The 17414-nt window shown below is 44.6% G+C and carries 18 protein-coding genes; 16 read left to right on the top strand and 2 right to left on the bottom strand.

What is annotated here, in order from left to right:
- From IJJ71_RS07250 to IJJ71_RS07210, 9 genes are all read left to right on the top strand, one after another.
- The coding region (locus IJJ71_RS07250; protein WP_296846162.1) for a GDP-mannose 4,6-dehydratase at positions 1-512 on the top strand (512 nt) is incomplete at its 5' end.
- Positions 513-592: 80 nt separating this feature from the next.
- A complete protein-coding gene (gene rfbD, locus IJJ71_RS07245) occupies positions 593-1492 on the top strand; it encodes a dTDP-4-dehydrorhamnose reductase (protein ID WP_296846161.1) in 900 nt (299 codons plus the stop codon).
- An 8-nt stretch (positions 1493-1500) separates the two neighbouring features.
- A complete protein-coding gene (locus IJJ71_RS07240; protein WP_296846160.1) occupies positions 1501-2652 on the top strand; it encodes a PilZ domain-containing protein in 1152 nt (383 codons plus the stop codon).
- Positions 2652-3863: a hypothetical protein gene (locus IJJ71_RS07235; RefSeq protein ID WP_296846159.1), complete on the top strand. Its 1212-nt coding sequence runs from the start codon at positions 2652-2654 to the stop codon at positions 3861-3863. The genes IJJ71_RS07240 and IJJ71_RS07235 overlap by 1 nt, the downstream gene beginning before the upstream one ends.
- On the top strand, positions 3857-5110 hold the full coding sequence (locus IJJ71_RS07230) for a ComEC/Rec2 family competence protein (RefSeq protein WP_296846158.1): 1254 nt from the start codon (positions 3857-3859) through the stop codon (positions 5108-5110). Before IJJ71_RS07235 ends, IJJ71_RS07230 begins: the two co-directional genes overlap by 7 nt.
- Positions 5111-5123: 13 nt before the next feature.
- Positions 5124-5984, top strand: a complete 861-nt coding sequence (gene rsmA / locus IJJ71_RS07225; RefSeq protein ID WP_296846157.1) for a 16S rRNA (adenine(1518)-N(6)/adenine(1519)-N(6))-dimethyltransferase RsmA — start codon at positions 5124-5126, stop codon at positions 5982-5984.
- Positions 5985-5987: 3 nt separating this feature from the next.
- A complete protein-coding gene (locus IJJ71_RS07220; protein ID WP_296846156.1) occupies positions 5988-6542 on the top strand; it encodes a hypothetical protein in 555 nt (184 codons plus the stop codon).
- The gene (locus tag IJJ71_RS07215; protein WP_296846155.1) at positions 6529-7512 is read left to right on the top strand and encodes an RluA family pseudouridine synthase; all 984 of its coding nucleotides are present in this window, start codon (positions 6529-6531) and stop codon (positions 7510-7512) included. Before IJJ71_RS07220 ends, IJJ71_RS07215 begins: the two co-directional genes overlap by 14 nt.
- Before the next feature lie 74 nt (positions 7513-7586).
- Positions 7587-8336 (top strand): pseudouridine synthase family protein, encoded by a 750-nt coding sequence (locus IJJ71_RS07210; protein WP_296846154.1) that lies wholly within the window; start codon positions 7587-7589, stop codon positions 8334-8336.
- Here the strand turns inward: IJJ71_RS07210 and IJJ71_RS07205 are convergent.
- Positions 8287-9069: a DUF6675 family protein gene (locus IJJ71_RS07205; RefSeq protein WP_296846153.1), complete on the bottom strand. Its 783-nt coding sequence runs from the start codon at positions 9067-9069 to the stop codon at positions 8287-8289. The two genes, IJJ71_RS07210 and IJJ71_RS07205, sit on opposite strands and share 50 nt — an antisense overlap.
- Positions 9070-9168: 99 nt before the next feature.
- Here IJJ71_RS07205 and IJJ71_RS07200 point away from each other — a divergent pair, with 99 nt between their 5' ends.
- The 7 genes from IJJ71_RS07200 (at position 9169) to dnaB (ending at position 15436) form a co-directional block, all read left to right on the top strand.
- Complete coding sequence (locus IJJ71_RS07200) at positions 9169-10365, top strand: pyridoxal phosphate-dependent aminotransferase (protein WP_296846152.1); 1197 nt, start codon at positions 9169-9171, stop codon at positions 10363-10365.
- A 29-nt stretch (positions 10366-10394) separates the two neighbouring features.
- A complete protein-coding gene (locus IJJ71_RS07195) occupies positions 10395-11873 on the top strand; it encodes a glycogen synthase (RefSeq protein ID WP_296846151.1) in 1479 nt (492 codons plus the stop codon).
- 144 nt (positions 11874-12017) lie between these two features.
- A complete protein-coding gene (gene rpsF / locus IJJ71_RS07190; protein ID WP_296846150.1) occupies positions 12018-12311 on the top strand; it encodes a 30S ribosomal protein S6 in 294 nt (97 codons plus the stop codon).
- 37 nt (positions 12312-12348) lie between these two features.
- Positions 12349-12864, top strand: a complete 516-nt coding sequence (locus IJJ71_RS07185) for a single-stranded DNA-binding protein (protein ID WP_296846149.1) — start codon at positions 12349-12351, stop codon at positions 12862-12864.
- 130 nt (positions 12865-12994) lie between these two features.
- Positions 12995-13306 (top strand): 30S ribosomal protein S18, encoded by a 312-nt coding sequence (rpsR, locus tag IJJ71_RS07180; protein ID WP_184657308.1) that lies wholly within the window; start codon positions 12995-12997, stop codon positions 13304-13306.
- A gap of 174 nt (positions 13307-13480) precedes the next feature.
- Positions 13481-14023, top strand: a complete 543-nt coding sequence (gene rplI, locus IJJ71_RS07175) for a 50S ribosomal protein L9 (RefSeq protein ID WP_296846148.1) — start codon at positions 13481-13483, stop codon at positions 14021-14023.
- A 78-nt stretch (positions 14024-14101) separates the two neighbouring features.
- The gene (gene dnaB / locus IJJ71_RS07170; protein WP_296846147.1) at positions 14102-15436 is read left to right on the top strand and encodes a replicative DNA helicase; all 1335 of its coding nucleotides are present in this window, start codon (positions 14102-14104) and stop codon (positions 15434-15436) included.
- A gap of 73 nt (positions 15437-15509) precedes the next feature.
- Here the strand turns inward: dnaB and IJJ71_RS07165 are convergent, their stop codons facing one another.
- Positions 15510-17372 (bottom strand): P83/100 family protein, encoded by a 1863-nt coding sequence (locus tag IJJ71_RS07165; protein WP_296846146.1) that lies wholly within the window; start codon positions 17370-17372, stop codon positions 15510-15512.
- Between the last annotated feature and the right edge of the window lie 42 nt (positions 17373-17414).

Below are 17414 nucleotides of genomic sequence, written 5' to 3'. Positions count from 1 at the left end.
TAATGGCTTACTATCACACTTATGGTCTTCCAATCACACTCTCAAACTGCACGAACAACTACGGACCTTATCAGTTCCCGGAAAAATTGCTTCCTCTTATGATTTCTAACATCCGTGACTGGATTTATGTTGAGGATCACAACCGCGCTGTCTGGCAGATTGTAAACGCTGGCAAAACTGGCGAAAAATACAACATCGGTGGCGAGAATGAATGGCAGAACATCAAGCTTTTGCACAACGTAATCGAACTCACAGCTCCAAAAGTCAATAAAACAGCTTCTGATGTTGAAAAGACTATCGTTCATGTAAAAGACCGTCCGGGCCACGATGCCCGCTACGCAATCGACTGCACAAAAATCAAAAAGGAACTCGGCTGGGAGCGCAAGATGACTTTCGAGCAGGGCTTACAGCTCACGGTCAGCTGGTATCTGGAGCACAAAGACTGGGTAGACCACATCCTTTCCGGCGAATACAAAAACTGGATCAACGCAAATTACGGAGACAGAAAGTAAATTAGAAATTAGCAGTGAGTAATGAGAAATTGCATTTGAATTTAATTACACATTGCTAATTGCTACTTGCTAATTGAATTATGGTTTGGATTATTGGAAACAAGGGGATGCTCGGTACTCAGGTTTGCCGCACCCTTGACGAGAATAAAATTGAATATGCCGGAACTGACAGCGATGTCAGCATCCTTGATTTTCAGGCTCTGGAAGGATTTGCCTCTGGCAAAAAAATCTCTTTCATCGTAAACTGCGCGGCTTATACTGCGGTTGACAAGGCTGAAAGTGATGTGGAATTTGCACGCAAGCTGAATGCTGACGGACCGCGTAACATCGCGCGCCTTGCAAAGAAACTCGGTGTTCCGTTCCTTCATATCTCGACAGATTATGTTTTTGACGGAACTGCTTCTTCCCCAATCAGCGAGGACACTCCGATTAAGCCTATTGGCGTTTACGGCGAGACTAAGGCCGAAGGTGAGAAGGCAATTGCCGAAGAAACAAGCGATTTTTACATTCTCCGCACAGCATGGCTTTACGGCTGGAGCGGAAAGAATTTCGTATACACGATGATCCGCGCTATGAACGGCCGTGACAGCGTAAAGGTCGTCAATGACCAGAAGGGAACTCCTACAAACTGCGTCACCCTTGCTTCCGTGATTTTAAAAATCATTGAAAAGCGTGCAAAAAGCGAAACCGTTCCGAACGGAATCTACCATGTAACGGATTTAGGCGAAATCACCTGGTTTGACTTTACCAAGGAAATCTTTGCCCAGGGATGCGAAAACGGCCTCATTGTGAATAAAGCCTGCGCCATAAATCCATGTGCTACGGAAGAATATCCGACACCGGCAAAACGGCCTGCATATTCCGTGCTCGACAAGTCAAAGGTTCAGGAAGCTCTTGGAATTACGCTTCCTCAGTGGAATGAAAGCCTTAAGACTTTCATGAATTCCGCACTCTTTGACAAGAAACGCATTGAATTGTAAAATAGGGTGTGTTTACAGTTTTATTAATAACGGCAATTTGTATAATTCTCTTCATCCGCATCCTTGTGGTGTTTCAGGTTCAGATTCAGTTCTTTATGATGGGCCAGGATCAGGGATTTAAATTCAACGAAATCATCCTTTTATGGAAGCTTGCAAAAGAAGCTGAAATCGAGGAGCCTCTAAAGCTCTATGTCTCAGTTCCAACGCTCAATATGGCAATTTCCAAAGTCATAATGAACGCAAAGGAAAATGGCACTGAATCTCTTGAAAGCACGCAGAATTTTATTGCCAAGCTTTACGACTACAGGACAAAAATCGACCTTGAGCATGACAGCAAAAAGGGCCTTGACTCAACAAAATACCTCGAAAAGGGGCAGCGGCTCAGAATCATCCTCAAGGGCAAAGGTGTCTTCGCATCTGAAATTTTGAATGTCGGCCATGAGCTTATAATTCAGCTTCCTCTCCAGAAAAATGTACGCACTGTTGAGCCGGGCGACTGGGTTACTCATGATGTCAGCGTGTATCTCTGGCGTAAGGGCGATGCTGGCTATGTGTTTGATACAAGGGTTACTAATGCAGGCATATTTCAAGGCCAGAGCGTAATTTATCTTGCGCATACGAATCAGCTTGAAAGGGCTCAGAAGCGCAAGTCCGTCCGCTCGGCATGTCAGATTTATGCTCAGCTTTATTTCATCGACACAACCGCAGAGCCAAATTATGACGCGCTTGAGGTTGAGCCTGGTTACAAATGTCTTCTTGAGGATATTTCAGAGGACGGTGCTATGATCAGAATTGGCGGGCTGGGACGGCAGAACGTAAAAATTAAAATTCAGTTTGATATAGATGAAAGAATTATAATAATGTTCGGAATCATACGTGCCGTTGAATTTAATCAGCAGGCAAATCAGTCAAGGCTTCATTTTGAGTGCCTTCACATTGAAAAAGAAATGAAGAACAAAATCCTCGAATTCATTTATCGTGATCTTTCTGAGGATAAAAAGAATGAGCTTACAGCCCTTGCTGAGGTAGAGGAAGAAAGTCTTGCTGAAAACGGAGTTCGGGATGTTGATTATTCTGAGCTTGTTAATCCGTCTGTGGAGCCAAGATCAGAAGAAGTAGATTTTGAGGAGCCGATTTCCTTTGATGGAGACGCGTCCTAATGAAAAATAAACGCTCACTTCTTTCTTTTTGCCTTTTGCTCGTTCCGTTTTTCTGCAGTGCTGCCGTTTCAAACAACGAAAAAAAATTCATCAAGGGCAGCATTTCAGAAAAAATCAGCATAATGCAGAGCTTGGGTGAAAATGAAATTGTGGGCGTAACATTGAAATCTTTTGATTTCATAATAGAGAACGCAAGGATTCTTGATAAGGATGAAGATTTGGCTGCCCTTGCCTTAGCTTCCGTACAGGCACTTCCTACCGGAGAAAACGCCATCGCCCTCATAAAAAATTCAGACAAGCAGCTCATCACTGAAAAAATCATGACCATATTCAAGCTTTTTAAGAACAAGCCTCTTCAAAAGGCAATCATGGAAAAGCTTGAGTTTTACACAGGAGATGATACTTCTCTTGCTGTCATCTTTCTGAATGATTATCTTTCAATGGCCTACAAGACGAACGCAAAGGCAGAGGATGTCCTGGAAGAAGCGATTGTCGTTACCGGAAAAATTGGCAACGAAGAGTCGCTTTCAATAATTTACAGCATCTGGGCTTCAAAAATCTGGGAAGAATACCATAAAAGCACGGATGATGCGCTTGTCCTTCTGTCTCAGGATTCATTCACCGATGTAATCCGCATTTTCTCTGTCTCGAATATCTCAGATGCAGAGCATTATTTCAGACTTTTAAAAAAATCTTCAAAAATTTCGCAAAATTCTTTGTGTCAGATTGCCGAAAATGCACTTTTATTTGCTATTAATAATGCAGAGAAACTGAAAGCATCTGACGAAGGGTTAAAAACATTCGCAAAATTCCAAATGGAGACACATGAAGTCCTTACCGGGCAGAAATGGTCCCATGCGGCCGCTGTTATTAACAGCAGTATGATTCTTGCGAAAAGAGCTTGGGCTGTCGGCATCATAAGCGACAATGATTTTGCAGCGATGATAAAATCTTCTGTCAATATTCCGTCATCTGAACTTGCTTCAAGCCTTACCGACATGCTTTCGGAATGCAATGGCAAAGTAGAAAAATCGTCTTCGGATGAAAATATCAAAATGCCTGCCAAGAGCGTTGTTCTTGCTCTGATTACTGCATTAGGAGAACTGGGAGACAAAACTGCCTTTGATACGCTTCTTTCCGTGACTTATCTCTCATATCCGCTTGAAGTCGTTGACGAGGCAAAAAAGTCTCTCGCCGCATTGAATTGGTAAAAAATCTAAAAAATCCTGTGTTTGTCTCAAGCCTTGTTCTTGCAGTCCTTTTTTATTCGGGAATTGCAAAAATCAAGGACAGAAATCCGTTTGTTTGCCTTACTCCGAAAAATGAAATTGTGAGAATCGAGGGATTTGTGACATCAAATCCTGTTAAAACTGCATTTTTCGGCTCTTCTTACAAAACTTCTTTTCGCGTAAAAAGGGCTTTCGCTTCATCAGGTGTTTTCGAGGCTAGGGGAGAATTGTCCGTTTATTTTCCCTCTGAGCTTGTTGAATCTTATTATCCTGGAAAATTGTACAGCAGCGTTACTTCCAAAGGGAAAGGCTTTCTCGTTGAGAACGGCGGGGAATTTTTGCTTGAAGTAAAATGCGTCCAAAGGGGAAGCGAAATTATGTTCCTGGTTGAGAGCGGAAAATTTTTAGGCTGGCATGGAAATTCCTTTGAAAAAAGCGTTGCAAGATTCCGTGCTTTGTGCCGTCTTCAGTTTAAAAGACTCATGTACGCTTGGGGCAAGGCCGGAGGGCTTCTTCTTGCTCTTCTTTCAGGTAGCCGCGAATACACGGAAAAGGCTGTGGCCGACAGTTTCCGTGATTCTGGGCTTTCGCATATCCTCGCGCTCTCAGGAATGCACCTGGGGCTTTTCGGCGGAATAGCGCGCTTTTTCGGGCGAAAAGCGAGCGGACGGAATTTCGGGGATGCAATTCAGCTTGGGGCAGTGGCATTTTTCGTATGGTTTGCAGGCATTTCTCCTTCGCTTTTCCGGGCTTTTCTTGCCGCACTGATTTTGTACCTTAATTCGCTTTTCAGGATGAACAGGCCTGAAGGGCTTTCTCTGCTTTCATTCTGTTTTATCCTGCATTGCATGATTTTTCCGGCTCATATCATGGAATCGGCTTTTATGCTTTCTTACGCTTCACTGGCTGGAATTATAATTTTTAGCAAGATGTTCAGAAAAGTATACCCTGTTTTTGTTCCGTATAAGATTCGCCTTGCAATTTCGGATTCTTCGGCTGCCCAGCTTTCTACATCCCCGGTCGCGCTCAGGCTTTTCGGAAAACTTATGCCTCAGGGAATCGTTGCGAGCCTTTTTGTGTCGCCACTTGTGTTCCTTTTTTTGTATTTCGGCCTTTTTGGTGTGATAATTTGCCTTTTTGTGCCTTTTCTTTCTGTGCCAATAAGTGCTATTATGAATGGAATGTATTTTTTAATCAGTAAACTGGTTTTATTTTTCAGCTTTAAATAATAAGGAAAAAAGATTGGAACATCCTGACTACAACAGCCCTTTGGCATTGAAAGCATTTTTGGACGACAATGGCATGGCTATGCAAAAGAAATTCGGGCAGAATTTTCTTGTAAATGCCGATGCTCGCAAAAAAATCATTGATTCTCTTGATATTGACGAAAATTCTTCCGTGTGGGAAGTCGGACCGGGGCTTGGAAGCATGACTGACGAGATTCTTGGCCGAGGTGCAAAACTCACCGCATTTGAGATTGACCACGGATTTGCCCGGCTCGTGCGCCAGTTTTTTGAGAATTATTCAGAAAAGGGCAAATTCGAGCTTGTCGAAGGCGATGTTCTCAAAACCTGGAAAAAATATTCCGATGACCATGGAGTTGCACAGAGGTTTTTCGGCAACCTTCCATACAATGTGGCGGCAACAATTATCGCGGACACAATCAACGAGGGCGTTCGTTTTGATAAGGCCGTAGTCACAATTCAAAAAGAAGTCGCACAGAGAATGACCGCAAAAGAGGGAACCGAAAATTATTCTTCTTTTTCAGTTTTGTGCCAGTGGGCCTACACTGTCAAGAATATTGTTGATTTGGCAGGTGGAAATTTCTGGCCGGTTCCGAATGTCGCAAGCCGTGCCGTGCTCATGACAAAGCGCGAGGATTTCCCAAGATGTGAAAATCCAAAGCTTTTCATGAAAATGCTCCGCCAGCTTTTTTCTTCAAGACGAAAGACTGTGCGTAACAACATGCTTGCTCTTGCGGGCGGCGAAAAAACAGATTTGGCTCTTGAAAAGGCCGGAATTAAAGGCAGCGTTCGTGCTGAAGATTTGAGCGTAGATTTGCTCCTTAAGCTTTCTGATGCTTTGAACGAGGTTTTGAACTAAAGGATGAAAAAGCCTCTTCTGCTTTTGATTTCAATTTTCCTCTTTTTTTCGGCCGTACCAACCAGAATTTTTGCGGAAGAAACTTCGAAGGCATCATCAAAATATGATGACATAAACTTTCCGCAGTGGGCTAAGGATCTCCGCAGGACTGAGATAATCACATTTGGTTCGCTTCCGTTCGTAACGCTTTGGACTACAGTAGGATATTCTTTGTATGAGTACGGAGAATTCCGAAATCCGCTCGACAAAAACACAGAGTCTTTTACCGAGGAAGACCAGTGGAAAATCATTAAACTTTCAGCAGCTTCGTGCGTTGCCCTCGGTCTGTTCGATTTGACAATAACTCTCATCACGCGGGCAAGAAAGGAAAGCCGGCTCCGTTATCTGCGCGAAATGCAGCCTTATACGATTACGGCCTCAAAAGATTTGGAACCGCCCAAAATTAAGCTTGATGAGACTGATGAAGAAGCACAGGAAAAACTTAAGCACGAAAAAGAAATGGAAAATCTTACTGAGTCAATTCATTTTATCGAGGGCGTAGAAAGTGCCATATTTTAGCGTAAAAGTTCCAAAAGATTTCAAGGAATCACTCCGTCTCGACAAATATATCGCATCCATTCCGGCTGAAAACTTCGGAACGAGCATGAACCGCTCAAAACTCAAAAGCGGAGCCACGGAAATCCTTCTCAACGGAAAAAAAGCGAAAGTCTCTGCCAAAGTAAAGTCTGGCGACCAGATTGACATACAGTGGGAAGAAAGCGTGCCGGAGGACATAGAGCCTGAAAACATTCCGCTTGAAATTATTTACGAGGATGAGAATGTCTGCGTGGTGAATAAAAGGCAGGGCATGGTCACGCATCCTGCGGCCGGAAACTGGAACGGCACTCTCGTGAACGCTCTTTTGTATCACTGGGGGCGCAATGCGATTCATCAGGACTCAACCGAAGATGTCAACGCGGAAGTTCTTGCAAAAAGGCGGCCTGGGATTATCCATCGGCTCGACAAGGACACAAGCGGAGTCATAATCACGGCAAAAAATCGTGAGACAGAGGAATTCCTGCACGACGAGTTTTTGCATCACAACCGGATTACAAAAGAATATATCGCAATCTGCTGCGGCCGTCCAAAAGTCCTTGAAGGCAGAATCGAGACTCAGATTATCCGGGACCCGCGGGACAGAAAACGCAATAAGGCCGCTGTCGGTACAGATGAAGGCAAAAAGGCGATTACTCTTTACAAATGCTTTGCGACTTACGGGCCTTTCTCGCTCATGAGAATCCGAATCAAAACCGGGCGCACACATCAGATTCGCGTGCACATGAAATTCTTGGGATGTCCGGTAATGGGGGATCCGATTTACGGGAATTTCTTAAAAGGTTCTCCGTTCCAAAGTGCAAGCCTCATGCTCCACGCATATTTATTAAAAATCCGTCTTCCAGGTCAAAAAGAACGCTCTACATTCAAGGCACCTGTTCCCTTGCGCTTCAAAAAAGTGCTTCGGACCTTACATGAGAAATATGGGAGGTAAATTCCTCACAGAGTTTTGGAGAACACGGAGAAAAAAACTCTGTGAACTCTGTGTGCTCTGTGAGAAATTAGAATATGAAAATAATACATGAACCATCAGATTCTTCGCCGTTTGTTGTTGTTTTTAAGCCGGCTGGGATTCCGAGTGCTCCGCTTTTTGAGGGGGATGAGAGCATTTTGACTGAGGCAATTCGGATTTTCCCTGAGATTGCTCTTGTCCATGGCAAAAAGGAAGTTGAGCATGGGCTTGTCCATCGGATTGACACTGAGACGGCGGGGCTTGTTCTTATTGCAACAACGCAGCAAAGCTATGATTCACTGATTCAATCTCAGAAAGACGGAAAATTTGAAAAATGGTATCGTGCCGAGGTTGATAAAATCCCGGATTGCACGGATATTCTTGGTGGATTTCCGCCAGTTCCAGACGGCTGTCGTTCCCTGAATGCGGGCGGAAAAAATCTCTTTATAGCAGAAAGCTCATTCCGGCCGTTCGGGCAAAAAGGGCGTGAAGTGCGGCCTGTGACTCAAGATGCGGGCAGGGCGGCTCTCAAAAAAGGCGGTTCTGTCGTGTATACGACTGAAATTTCTTTTGAATCAGAAGATGTCGCAATCTGTCATATCGTGGCAGGCTTTCGGCATCAGGTGCGTTGCCATCTTGCGTGGTGTGGCTTTCCTGTAAAGGGGGATAAAATCTACAATCCGAATAGCCGGGAAAATCAAAACATCGGAAAAACGGGCCTTGAATCACCAGAAATGAAGTTCACCGCGTTCAAAATCAGTTTTCCTCATCCTTTGTCGCAGATTCCTCAAGTCTTTCAAATGTAAAGAGACAGAATGACCTGATTCGCCTGTAGAACGCCCTGTCGATTCTTTTGTCAATGAATGGCAGCTTGATGATGTCAACTCCGCCAAGCGCATAAATAATCCAGTTGTCGCCGTAGCGGAAAATCGAAATCACCACAATCATCTTGTTTTTTCCGATTGCGCTGATGAAGCTTTTGTAACGTACCCGGTTTAAATTCTTCATCTGGTAAAAAAAATAATTTCCGAGCTTTTTGGACTCAATCTGCCCTGTAAAATAATCGAGCGGCTTCATCAAAAATCTTTCGGTTATGATTTCCTTTCCGCCCTTTGTGTCGATTGTCTCAAGCCTTGCATCAGCGAAGATATAATGAACATCTCCGTCTCCATCGATAAAATAAGGCGCCATGGTGTAGCTTTTTTCGTCCCTGAGCATCGTGGAGATGATTTCAGTGAGGTTTCGATAGTTTTTATACGGAAGAATTTTTATGATTTCCGCAAGATGATTCGGATTCACTTTTTTTACGGCGGAAGTAAGCTGCGTGAATTCGGGAATGTTGTTGATTCTTGAATATTTTAGCTTTCCTATGCTGTTGCACACAACTTCTCCGTTTCGTAGCGCAAGGATTTCGCTGCCGGTGAGCCTTTCATTGAAAAGATAGTTTATTTCACCGTCCATAATTGTAATCGGAGTCTGCGGAAAAAATGGAAGAGAGAAAATTGCAAGGATAAATAGAATAATGAACTTCTTTAACATAAATTTTTTGTAATTGATACTTTTTGTGATAAATTTAATTCGCGTTTATTTTAAACTTTTCTCGCACATCACGCAAGAATGTGATATACTATTTGAACCATGATTGCACATCATATTCAAGAAATGATAAATTCTAAGGGTGCATCAGTCATCCGAAAAATGTTTGAAGAAGGCATCGTGCTCAAAAAAGAGCATGGTGAGGACAATGTTTTTGATTTCACTTTGGGGAATCCCGATTTAGACCCGCCAGAAAAAGTCATCAAAGCCATTCAGGAAGAAGCAAAAGACACAAGCCACGGCTGCCACGGCTACATGCCAAACGCAGGCTATCCTTTTGTCCGTGAAGCAATTGCTCAAAAAATCACAAAAGAGCAGGGAGTCGCTGTTTGCGCAAGCAATGTGATTATGACTGTTGGGGCCGCAAGCGCGCTCAACTGCGTTTTCAAGTCGATTCTTAATCCGGGCGATGAGGTTATTGTTCCGGCTCCATTCTTTGCCGAGTACCGCCATTATGCCAAAAATCACGGTGGCATTCTTGTTGAAGTTCCTTCAAAATCTGATTTTTCTTTGGATCTGGAGGCTATCAAGTCAAAATTATCCGAAAAAACTGCCGCAATTCTTATCAATAACCCGAACAATCCAAGCGGAAAGATTTATTCCGAGGGTGAGATTAAAGAACTTGCATCAATTTTAACAGCGAACAACAAAAAAACAGGCCGTGTCACATATCTTGTATGCGATGAACCTTACCGCGCGATTGTTTATGACGGTGCAAAGGTCGCTCCAGCTTTCCAATTCTACGATAACACGGTGATTGTCTCTTCTTTCGCAAAAGATTTGAGTTTGCCGGGCGAGCGAATCGGTTATATCGCCGTAAATCCGAAGTCTCATGAGCCGGAAGAATTCATCAAGGCCGTAACATTTTCTCTAAGAGTTTTGGGCTGCGTAAACGCTCCTGCCTTCTTCCAGAAAGTCATCGCCAAATCCTGGGATGCCGAGGTCGATTATTCAAGCTACAAAACACGCCGAGACAAGCTCATGGCAATTTTGGACAAGGCCGGAATCGAATATTACAGGCCTCAGGGTGCCTTCTATCTTTTCTGCAAGGTTCCTGCAAAGTTCAAGGGCGACGACGGCGATTTCACAGATTATCTCAAAAAATACCTGATTCTTGCGGCTCCAGGAAGCGGTTTCGGAGGCAAAAATTGGTTTAGGCTTGCATATTGTGTTTCTGAGAAGACAATCGTCAATTCAGAAAAGGCGTTTATCGAAGCTATGAAGAATATTAAAAACTAATTCGTGTTCTTTTAACATAGGAGGAAAATATGAAAATAATGATGGTAAGTTCAGAGGCAGTTCCTTTCGCAAAAACCGGCGGCTTGGCTGACGCGGTTTCGGCCTTAGCCGGGAATTTGAGCCTTTTGGGGCACGATGTCAAAATCGTAATTCCTCGATACTATAAAATTGACCGAAAAAAACTCACTGCACTCGAAGGTCCGATGGGAGTTCCTGTCGGCTGCGGTGAGGAATGGACGGAAGTTTACAAGACTCCTCTTCCTGGCTTTCCGAAGGTTGAGGTCTACTTCATTGACCACGAGGCTTGCTTTGGCCGCGACGGTGTTTACGGCACAAAATATGACCCGGATTTTTCCGACAACACATACAGATTTTCCCTCCTTTGTCACGGAGCTTTCCAGATCTGCAACAAAATCCAGTGGTTCCCGGACATCGTTCATGCACACGACTGGAGCGCAGGCCTGGCCCCTGTTCTCTTAAAGCATGTCTGCCGCTCTCAGCCTCAGTTTGCCCACACGGCGAGCGTTTACACAATCCACAACATCGGTTATCAGGGCGTTTACGGAAAAGATAAATTCCCTGATTTGGGCATCGACTGGAGCTTGTTCTACGGTGCAGGTTTTGAGCGCAACGGTGCAATCAATCACTTGCAGGCAGGAATTTCAAGCGCGGACATGGTTACGACAGTTTCGCCGACTTACGCTTATGAGATTCAGACTCCGGAAGGCGGATTCGGAATGGACGGACTTTTGCGTGTCAGGAGCGATGTTGTGCGGGGAATTATCAACGGTGTTGACATCTCAACATGGAATCCAAAGACTGACGGCTCTCTCCCGGCAAATTATACGGCAACAAACATGAAGGGAAAGGCTGAGTGTAAAAAAGCATTGCAGGAAGCTTTCGGGCTTGAGGTTGATCCGAACATTCCGTTAATCGGCATGGTCGGCCGTCTCGTAAGCCAGAAGGGCATCGCGGAAGTCTTTGCTCCTTCTTACGGCTCAATCTACAACATCTGCCGCGACATGAAGGTTCAGTTTGCAATCATTGGTACTGGCGAAAAGTGGTGCGAGGATGAAATCAACAACTTGCAGTTAAAATTGCCTAACCTCCGCGCAAAAATCGGCTACTCAGAGCAGTTGAGTCACTTGGTCGAAGCTGGAAGTGACTTCTTCCTTATGCCGAGCCAGTACGAGCCATGCGGTCTCAACCAGATGTATTCAGAATTGTACGGCACTTTGCCAATCGTCCGCCGCACAGGTGGTTTGGCCGATACCGTTCAGAACTACAATCAGGAGACAGGCGAGGGAACAGGATTCATGTTCGACTCACTCACTCCTGGCGCAATTTATGACACAGTAGGCTGGGCAGTCTGGGCTTACTACAACAAAAAAGACCATATCAAAAAGATGCAGAAACGTGGAATGGAGCAGGACTTCACATGGAAAGCAAGCTGCGAAAAATATGTCGAAGTTTATAAGGAAGCTCTTGCACGAGGCTGTGGAATTTAAGTTTTATCAGGAAATATGTTAAAAAAGGGAGCTTAAATGCTTCCTTTTTTATTGACCCATAAGCTTTAAAAATGATATAATCTATTTCAACCCCTTGAGTCTGCGTATGCGGACTCCAAATGTCCATAAGGAGAACATACACACATGAAAAAGTATGAACTCATGACTATCTATCCTATCGAGGATGAGAAGTTCAAAGACGGCACAGAGAAAGTAAAAGCCGTTCTCGCACAGTTTGGTGCAACAGTTGAAAAAGAAGAGTCTTACGGAGACCGTGACCTCGCTTACGAAATCGCAAAAAACAAGAGAGGCCGATTCGTTCTTTTCACAGTCAAAGCAAATCCTGCTAAAATCGTTGAAATCAACACACAGTTCCGATTGAACAACAATTTGCTCAAATCTCTTTTCGTTAAACTCGACGACAAAGAAGCAAAATAAGTTTGCACCACCACTTTTACACCTTCGGAGGCATTAAATGACTGATATTAACAGCGTGACTATTGTAGGACGCCTTACCCGTGATTTGAACGGCAGTGACCAGCGTGAATACGCTTTCACACCGAACGGACAGGCTCGTGCAAATATCAGCATTGCAGTCAACCGCAGCCGAAAACAGGGTGATCAGTGGGTAGACGAAGCAAATTTCTTTAATGTTACAATCTGGGGTAAAACAGCAGAGAACCTTCTTCCTTATCTCAAAAAGGGTAAGCAGATTTGCGTAGAAGGCTATCTCAAACAGGATCGCTGGCAGGACAAAACAACAGGGCAGACAAGAAGCAATGTATCAATCGTTGCAAACAATGTGCAGCTTTTAGGCGGAAATTCTGGTAACGGCGGCGCACAGCCGTCTGGGGGGTACACACCGAAGTTCCAGCCACAGGCTCAGGCACAGCAGAACAGTTTCGCTCCAAGTAATGATATTCCTGATTATGGCGACCAGAGTTTTGGCGGTCCAAGCGACGGCGGATTCCCGGAAGACATTCCATTTTAATTTATAGGGGGCATGAAAAAATTACTTCCATGTAATTTTTTCACGGCCGAGTTTTTGCCGTTGGCATAAACTCGCACATTCGTTGCCTCCATGCAACGCCGCTAACGCGGAGTTTTTATAGGAGAACACTATGTCAGACGAAGTTACAAACGAAGTCGAACTCAAAGTAGATACACAGGGCGCATCTGAAGGCCGAGACGGCGAGGACAAAGGCGCTCGCGGCAAAGGTAAAACATTCTTCCGCAAGAAGGTTTGCCGATTCTGTGCTAACAAAGCAAAGATTGATTACAAAGATGCAGACGGTCTCAAACGCTTCACAACAGAGCGCGGTAAGATTCTTCCACGCCGCATCACAGGCACATGTGCAAAACACCAGCGTGAGCTTACAGTAGCTATCAAACGCGCGCGCAATATCTGCTTGTTGCCATTCGTAACAGAGTAAATCGAACTGGTTTTACATCCATGTAAAACCCGATTCGTGACAAGAAATGGTCGCACAAAAATGTGCTAACGCATTTCTTGCTTTCCTTATCGCTTGCATCCATGCAAGCAGAATAGCCCTACGATCCAACTCCTGGTAACGCGGGGCAACTAAAATCCAATAGGAGCTTGTAAAATGAAAGTTATTCTTTATACAGATGTTAAACACCTCGGTGAAATGGGTGATGTTAAAAATGTTGCTAACGGTTACGCTCGCAACTTCCTTTTTCCACATATGTACGCAGTTCCGTACAATGATCAGACTGTAGCTTACTTCGAGTCTCGCAAAGAGGAAATCGAAGCACGCAAAGAGCAGAAACGTAAGGATGCTGCAAGCCTCAAAGACAAGCTTGAAGCACTCACAGTTGAGCTTAAAATGCCAGCTGCTGCAAACGGCAAACTCTTCGGTTCTGTTACAGCACTTACAGTTTCTGAGTTCCTTGCAAAAAACGGATACGAGATTGAGCGCAAACGAATTGACATTCCTGGCGTTACAATCAAATCTGTTGGTAACTACCACTGTACAATCCACCTTTATGAGTCTGCAAATGCTGAGGTTAAAATCACTGTCATCGGACAGGAAGATGAATCAGCTAAAAAAGCAGAGCCAAAAAAGGCTAAGAAAGAAGAAGCTGCTCCTGCTGAAGCTCCAGCAGAGGAAGCAAAAGCTGCTGAATAATAAAATTCCGGCTTAAATAAAAAGGCTGTCTTTTCAGGCAGCCTTTTTTTGTCTATAATTAAAATAATCGAGGAAAATATGGATTCTATTTTGAAAGATACTGTGCCGCCACACAATGACGAGGCGGAGCGTGCAACTCTTGGCGCAATGCTCCTTAACTGGGGCTCGGTGAGTGCAATTGCAACACTTTTGCGCGCGGAGCATTTTTATACACAGCAGAATCAGGTTATTTTCCGCGCAATGATGCGGCTTTTCTCAAAAGGCGAGACTTGTGATACTCTTTCGCTTGTTGAGGAACTTTCCAAGACCGGTCAGCTTGAGCAATCGGGCGGGGCGGCTTACATCGCATCCCTCACAGATGTTGTTCCAACGGCCGCAAACATCGAATATTATGCTAAGATAGTTTTTGAGCGTGCGACTCGCCGCAGCCTTATTGACGTGTCCCAGCAGATTAAGGCTTCCGCTTTTGATGAAACCCGTGACTCAAAGCTTATCCTTGAGGAAGCCGAAAAAAAGATTTTTGACCTTGCCGACAATGAGCAGACTACTGTAGTTCATTCGATGGGCGACATTGTTCCGCTCACAGTCGATATGATTGAAAAGAACTACAAGAGCAAGAATACATTCACTGGCGTTCCTTCCGGCTTCTCAAAGCTCGACACAATGACTTCAGGTTTCCAGAAAGCCGAGCTTATCATCATCGGTGCGCGCCCTTCTATGGGTAAAACAGCCCTTGCCCTGAACATGATGGAGCATATTGCCGTTACAAAGAAGATTCCATGTGGGTTCTTCTCTTTGGAAATGTCTCATGTTCAGATTGGACAGCGACTTCTTTCCCAGAACGCACGAATCGCCGGCACAAAACTCAGGACAGGTATGCTCAAGCTTGACGACTTCCAGAAGCTCAATGACGCGGCTGGCCGCTGCTATGACGCGCCGCTTTACATTGTCGACACTCCGAACATGCAGCTCATTGATTTGCGAGCAATGGCAAGGCGTATGAGAACGAATCAGAAAGTCGAAGTAATTTTCATCGACTATATAGGTTTGATTGCTACAGAAAATTCGGCTGCTCCAGTTTACGAGCAGGTTAGTGAAATTTCAAAATCTCTCAAATCACTGGCCCGAGAGCTTAATATTCCGATTGTCGCGCTCTGTCAGGTAAGCCGTGATGCCGAAGGAAACGAGCCTAGCTTGAACCAGTTGCGAGGTTCTGGCTCAATCGAGCAGGATGCGGATGTCGTAATGTTTATCCATCGTGAGCGAAAAAAGCAGGAAGACGGCGAAGCCGAGCCTGTTCAGGACGCAAAAATCATCGTGGCTAAGCAGCGAAACGGCCCGATCGGTGATGTTCCGCTCTTGTTCCTTAGCTCAATCACCAGATTTGAAAATAAGGCTAACGAAGAAGACTGATGTTGCTCTTCTTATAAAACTGCATAAAAAAGAGGCTGTTCGATTGGACAGCCCCTTTTTCTTTTTTTAGTTTTTATTTTGCATCGCTTGTCGTAGAAGCAGATGGTTTTGATTCTGAAGAAACGCTCGACAAATCATTTGGATTTAGGACAACTGGAGCACCGTTAACATCTGTTACAATGATACCATAGTTTGTGATTGTAATTGGTGTAGCTGCCTTTACCTTGACCTTTGACTGGAGCTGCTTCTGGAGATTGTTGGTGAATTTACCAAGATAGAAGTCATTTCCTTCCTGAATTGTACAGTAGTAGCTTCCATCCTTTTCAACAAGAACTGAAAGTTCCGAGATATTCTCTGCGCTTTCATCAATCATCTCAAGCTTGCGTTTATCGATTGTAATCAATCTTACGGCACCGTTTCCTTTGTTAGAGCCTGCGACTGCGATGAATTTTTCACCGTCGTCAAACACTGTTCGTCCACGGATTTCTGAGACAGGAGATTCCTTCATGATTGCGCCTGATTTTGTGTTCATCTTTACGATTGTGCTTGCAATGCCGGCATCATCGAGATTTCTGAGACCGTACATGGCGTTTTCATCGCTTGTAGTGTAAGAAGCCTCGCGGATAAGTGTCTGCTGGTCTTTTGCGATTGAAGTGCGCTCTTCCTGAGCTTCATCCCGCTTTTTATCTGCTTCAGACTGAACGGAATCTGCTTTATCCTGAGCTTCCTGAGCACTCTTAGCCTGCTCATCTGTTTTCTTAGCCTGTTCTGCGGCATCCTTCTGGGCTTCTGCGGCATCCTTCTGGGCTTCTGCGGCGTCTTTCTGAGCCTCTGTGGCGTCTTTCTGAGCCTCCGCAGCTTTATTCTGAGCCTGCTGTGCCTCATTTTTTGCTTCATCAGCCTTTTTCTGAGCTTCTGCGGCATCTTTCTTTGCCTGCTCGTCATTAGGCTTTGCAGCAGCCTGTTTTTTTGCAGCATCTGCCTTGGCTTTCTCAGCGTCTGCCTTGGCTTTTGCGGCATCTGCATCTTTTTTAGCTTTCTCTGCATCTGCCTTGGCTTTTACGGCATCTGCCTTGGCTTTCTCTGCATCAGCTTTTGCTTTCGCTGCGGCAGCGTCAGTCTCGGCCTTCTTTTTCTGTTCCTCAGCAAGCTTGGCTTTTTCAGCATCGGCCTTGGCCTGTTCTTCATCGGCCTTAGACTGGATGTTGTCAGCTTCACGCTCTTTCAGGTCAACCATATCTTTTCTTGCATCGATTCCTTTGTCATCTTCGCCCTGCATTGACTTGACGACCTGTTTGTCTGAGATGAGGGATGTGTCGATTGTACTCAATCCGCCGTTCAAATCTGAGAGAGGAATTACAATCTGAGATTTTCCAGGCCAGTCCTCGTAGTTTGTTGAGAGACCAACGATTGATGCGGAAAGATTCTTGATTACGATGTCCTTGTACTTTGACTTGAAGTAATCGAGATTTCCGCGGTAAACGGCATTGTAAACTGTTACGAAAGTTGCGATTGTGTCGGCATCTTTTGTTGAATATCCGTAGGCCGACTCAAGGTAAGCCGAAATAATGCGGCGAAGGTTTGTGATGTGATCAACAGTCGCATTGCGTCCGATGATAAAAATGTCTGCATCAAATTTTTCTTTTGTGCTTGGGTCGATTGCATGAATGACCGCGTATCTGTTTGCGGCACCAATCATTCCCGTGTTGCTGGGGTTAGCCTTGACCTGATTGCCGAGAGCAGAACCAATCTCACGGATTTGCTGCACGGTATTTATAACAGAATGCGGACCTGAGTAATTGCGGAACACGACATCATTTGCTCCTGGTGCGCCTTGAATCTCATTGCGGTCAACTTCGATTGCGCTCAAAGACGAAATAGCAAGCGCCGCAAAGATGGACAAGAATGCCTTTTTAAGCACTTTTTTACTGTTCATCAAAAAATCCTCCTTGAAAGAACATTACAATTATATCATAGA

This window comes from Treponema sp. (genome assembly GCF_017430385.1).
In the GTDB taxonomy this organism is placed as follows: domain Bacteria; phylum Spirochaetota; class Spirochaetia; order Treponematales; family Treponemataceae; genus Treponema_D.
This window is presented reverse-complemented; position numbering and strand designations above follow the sequence as displayed.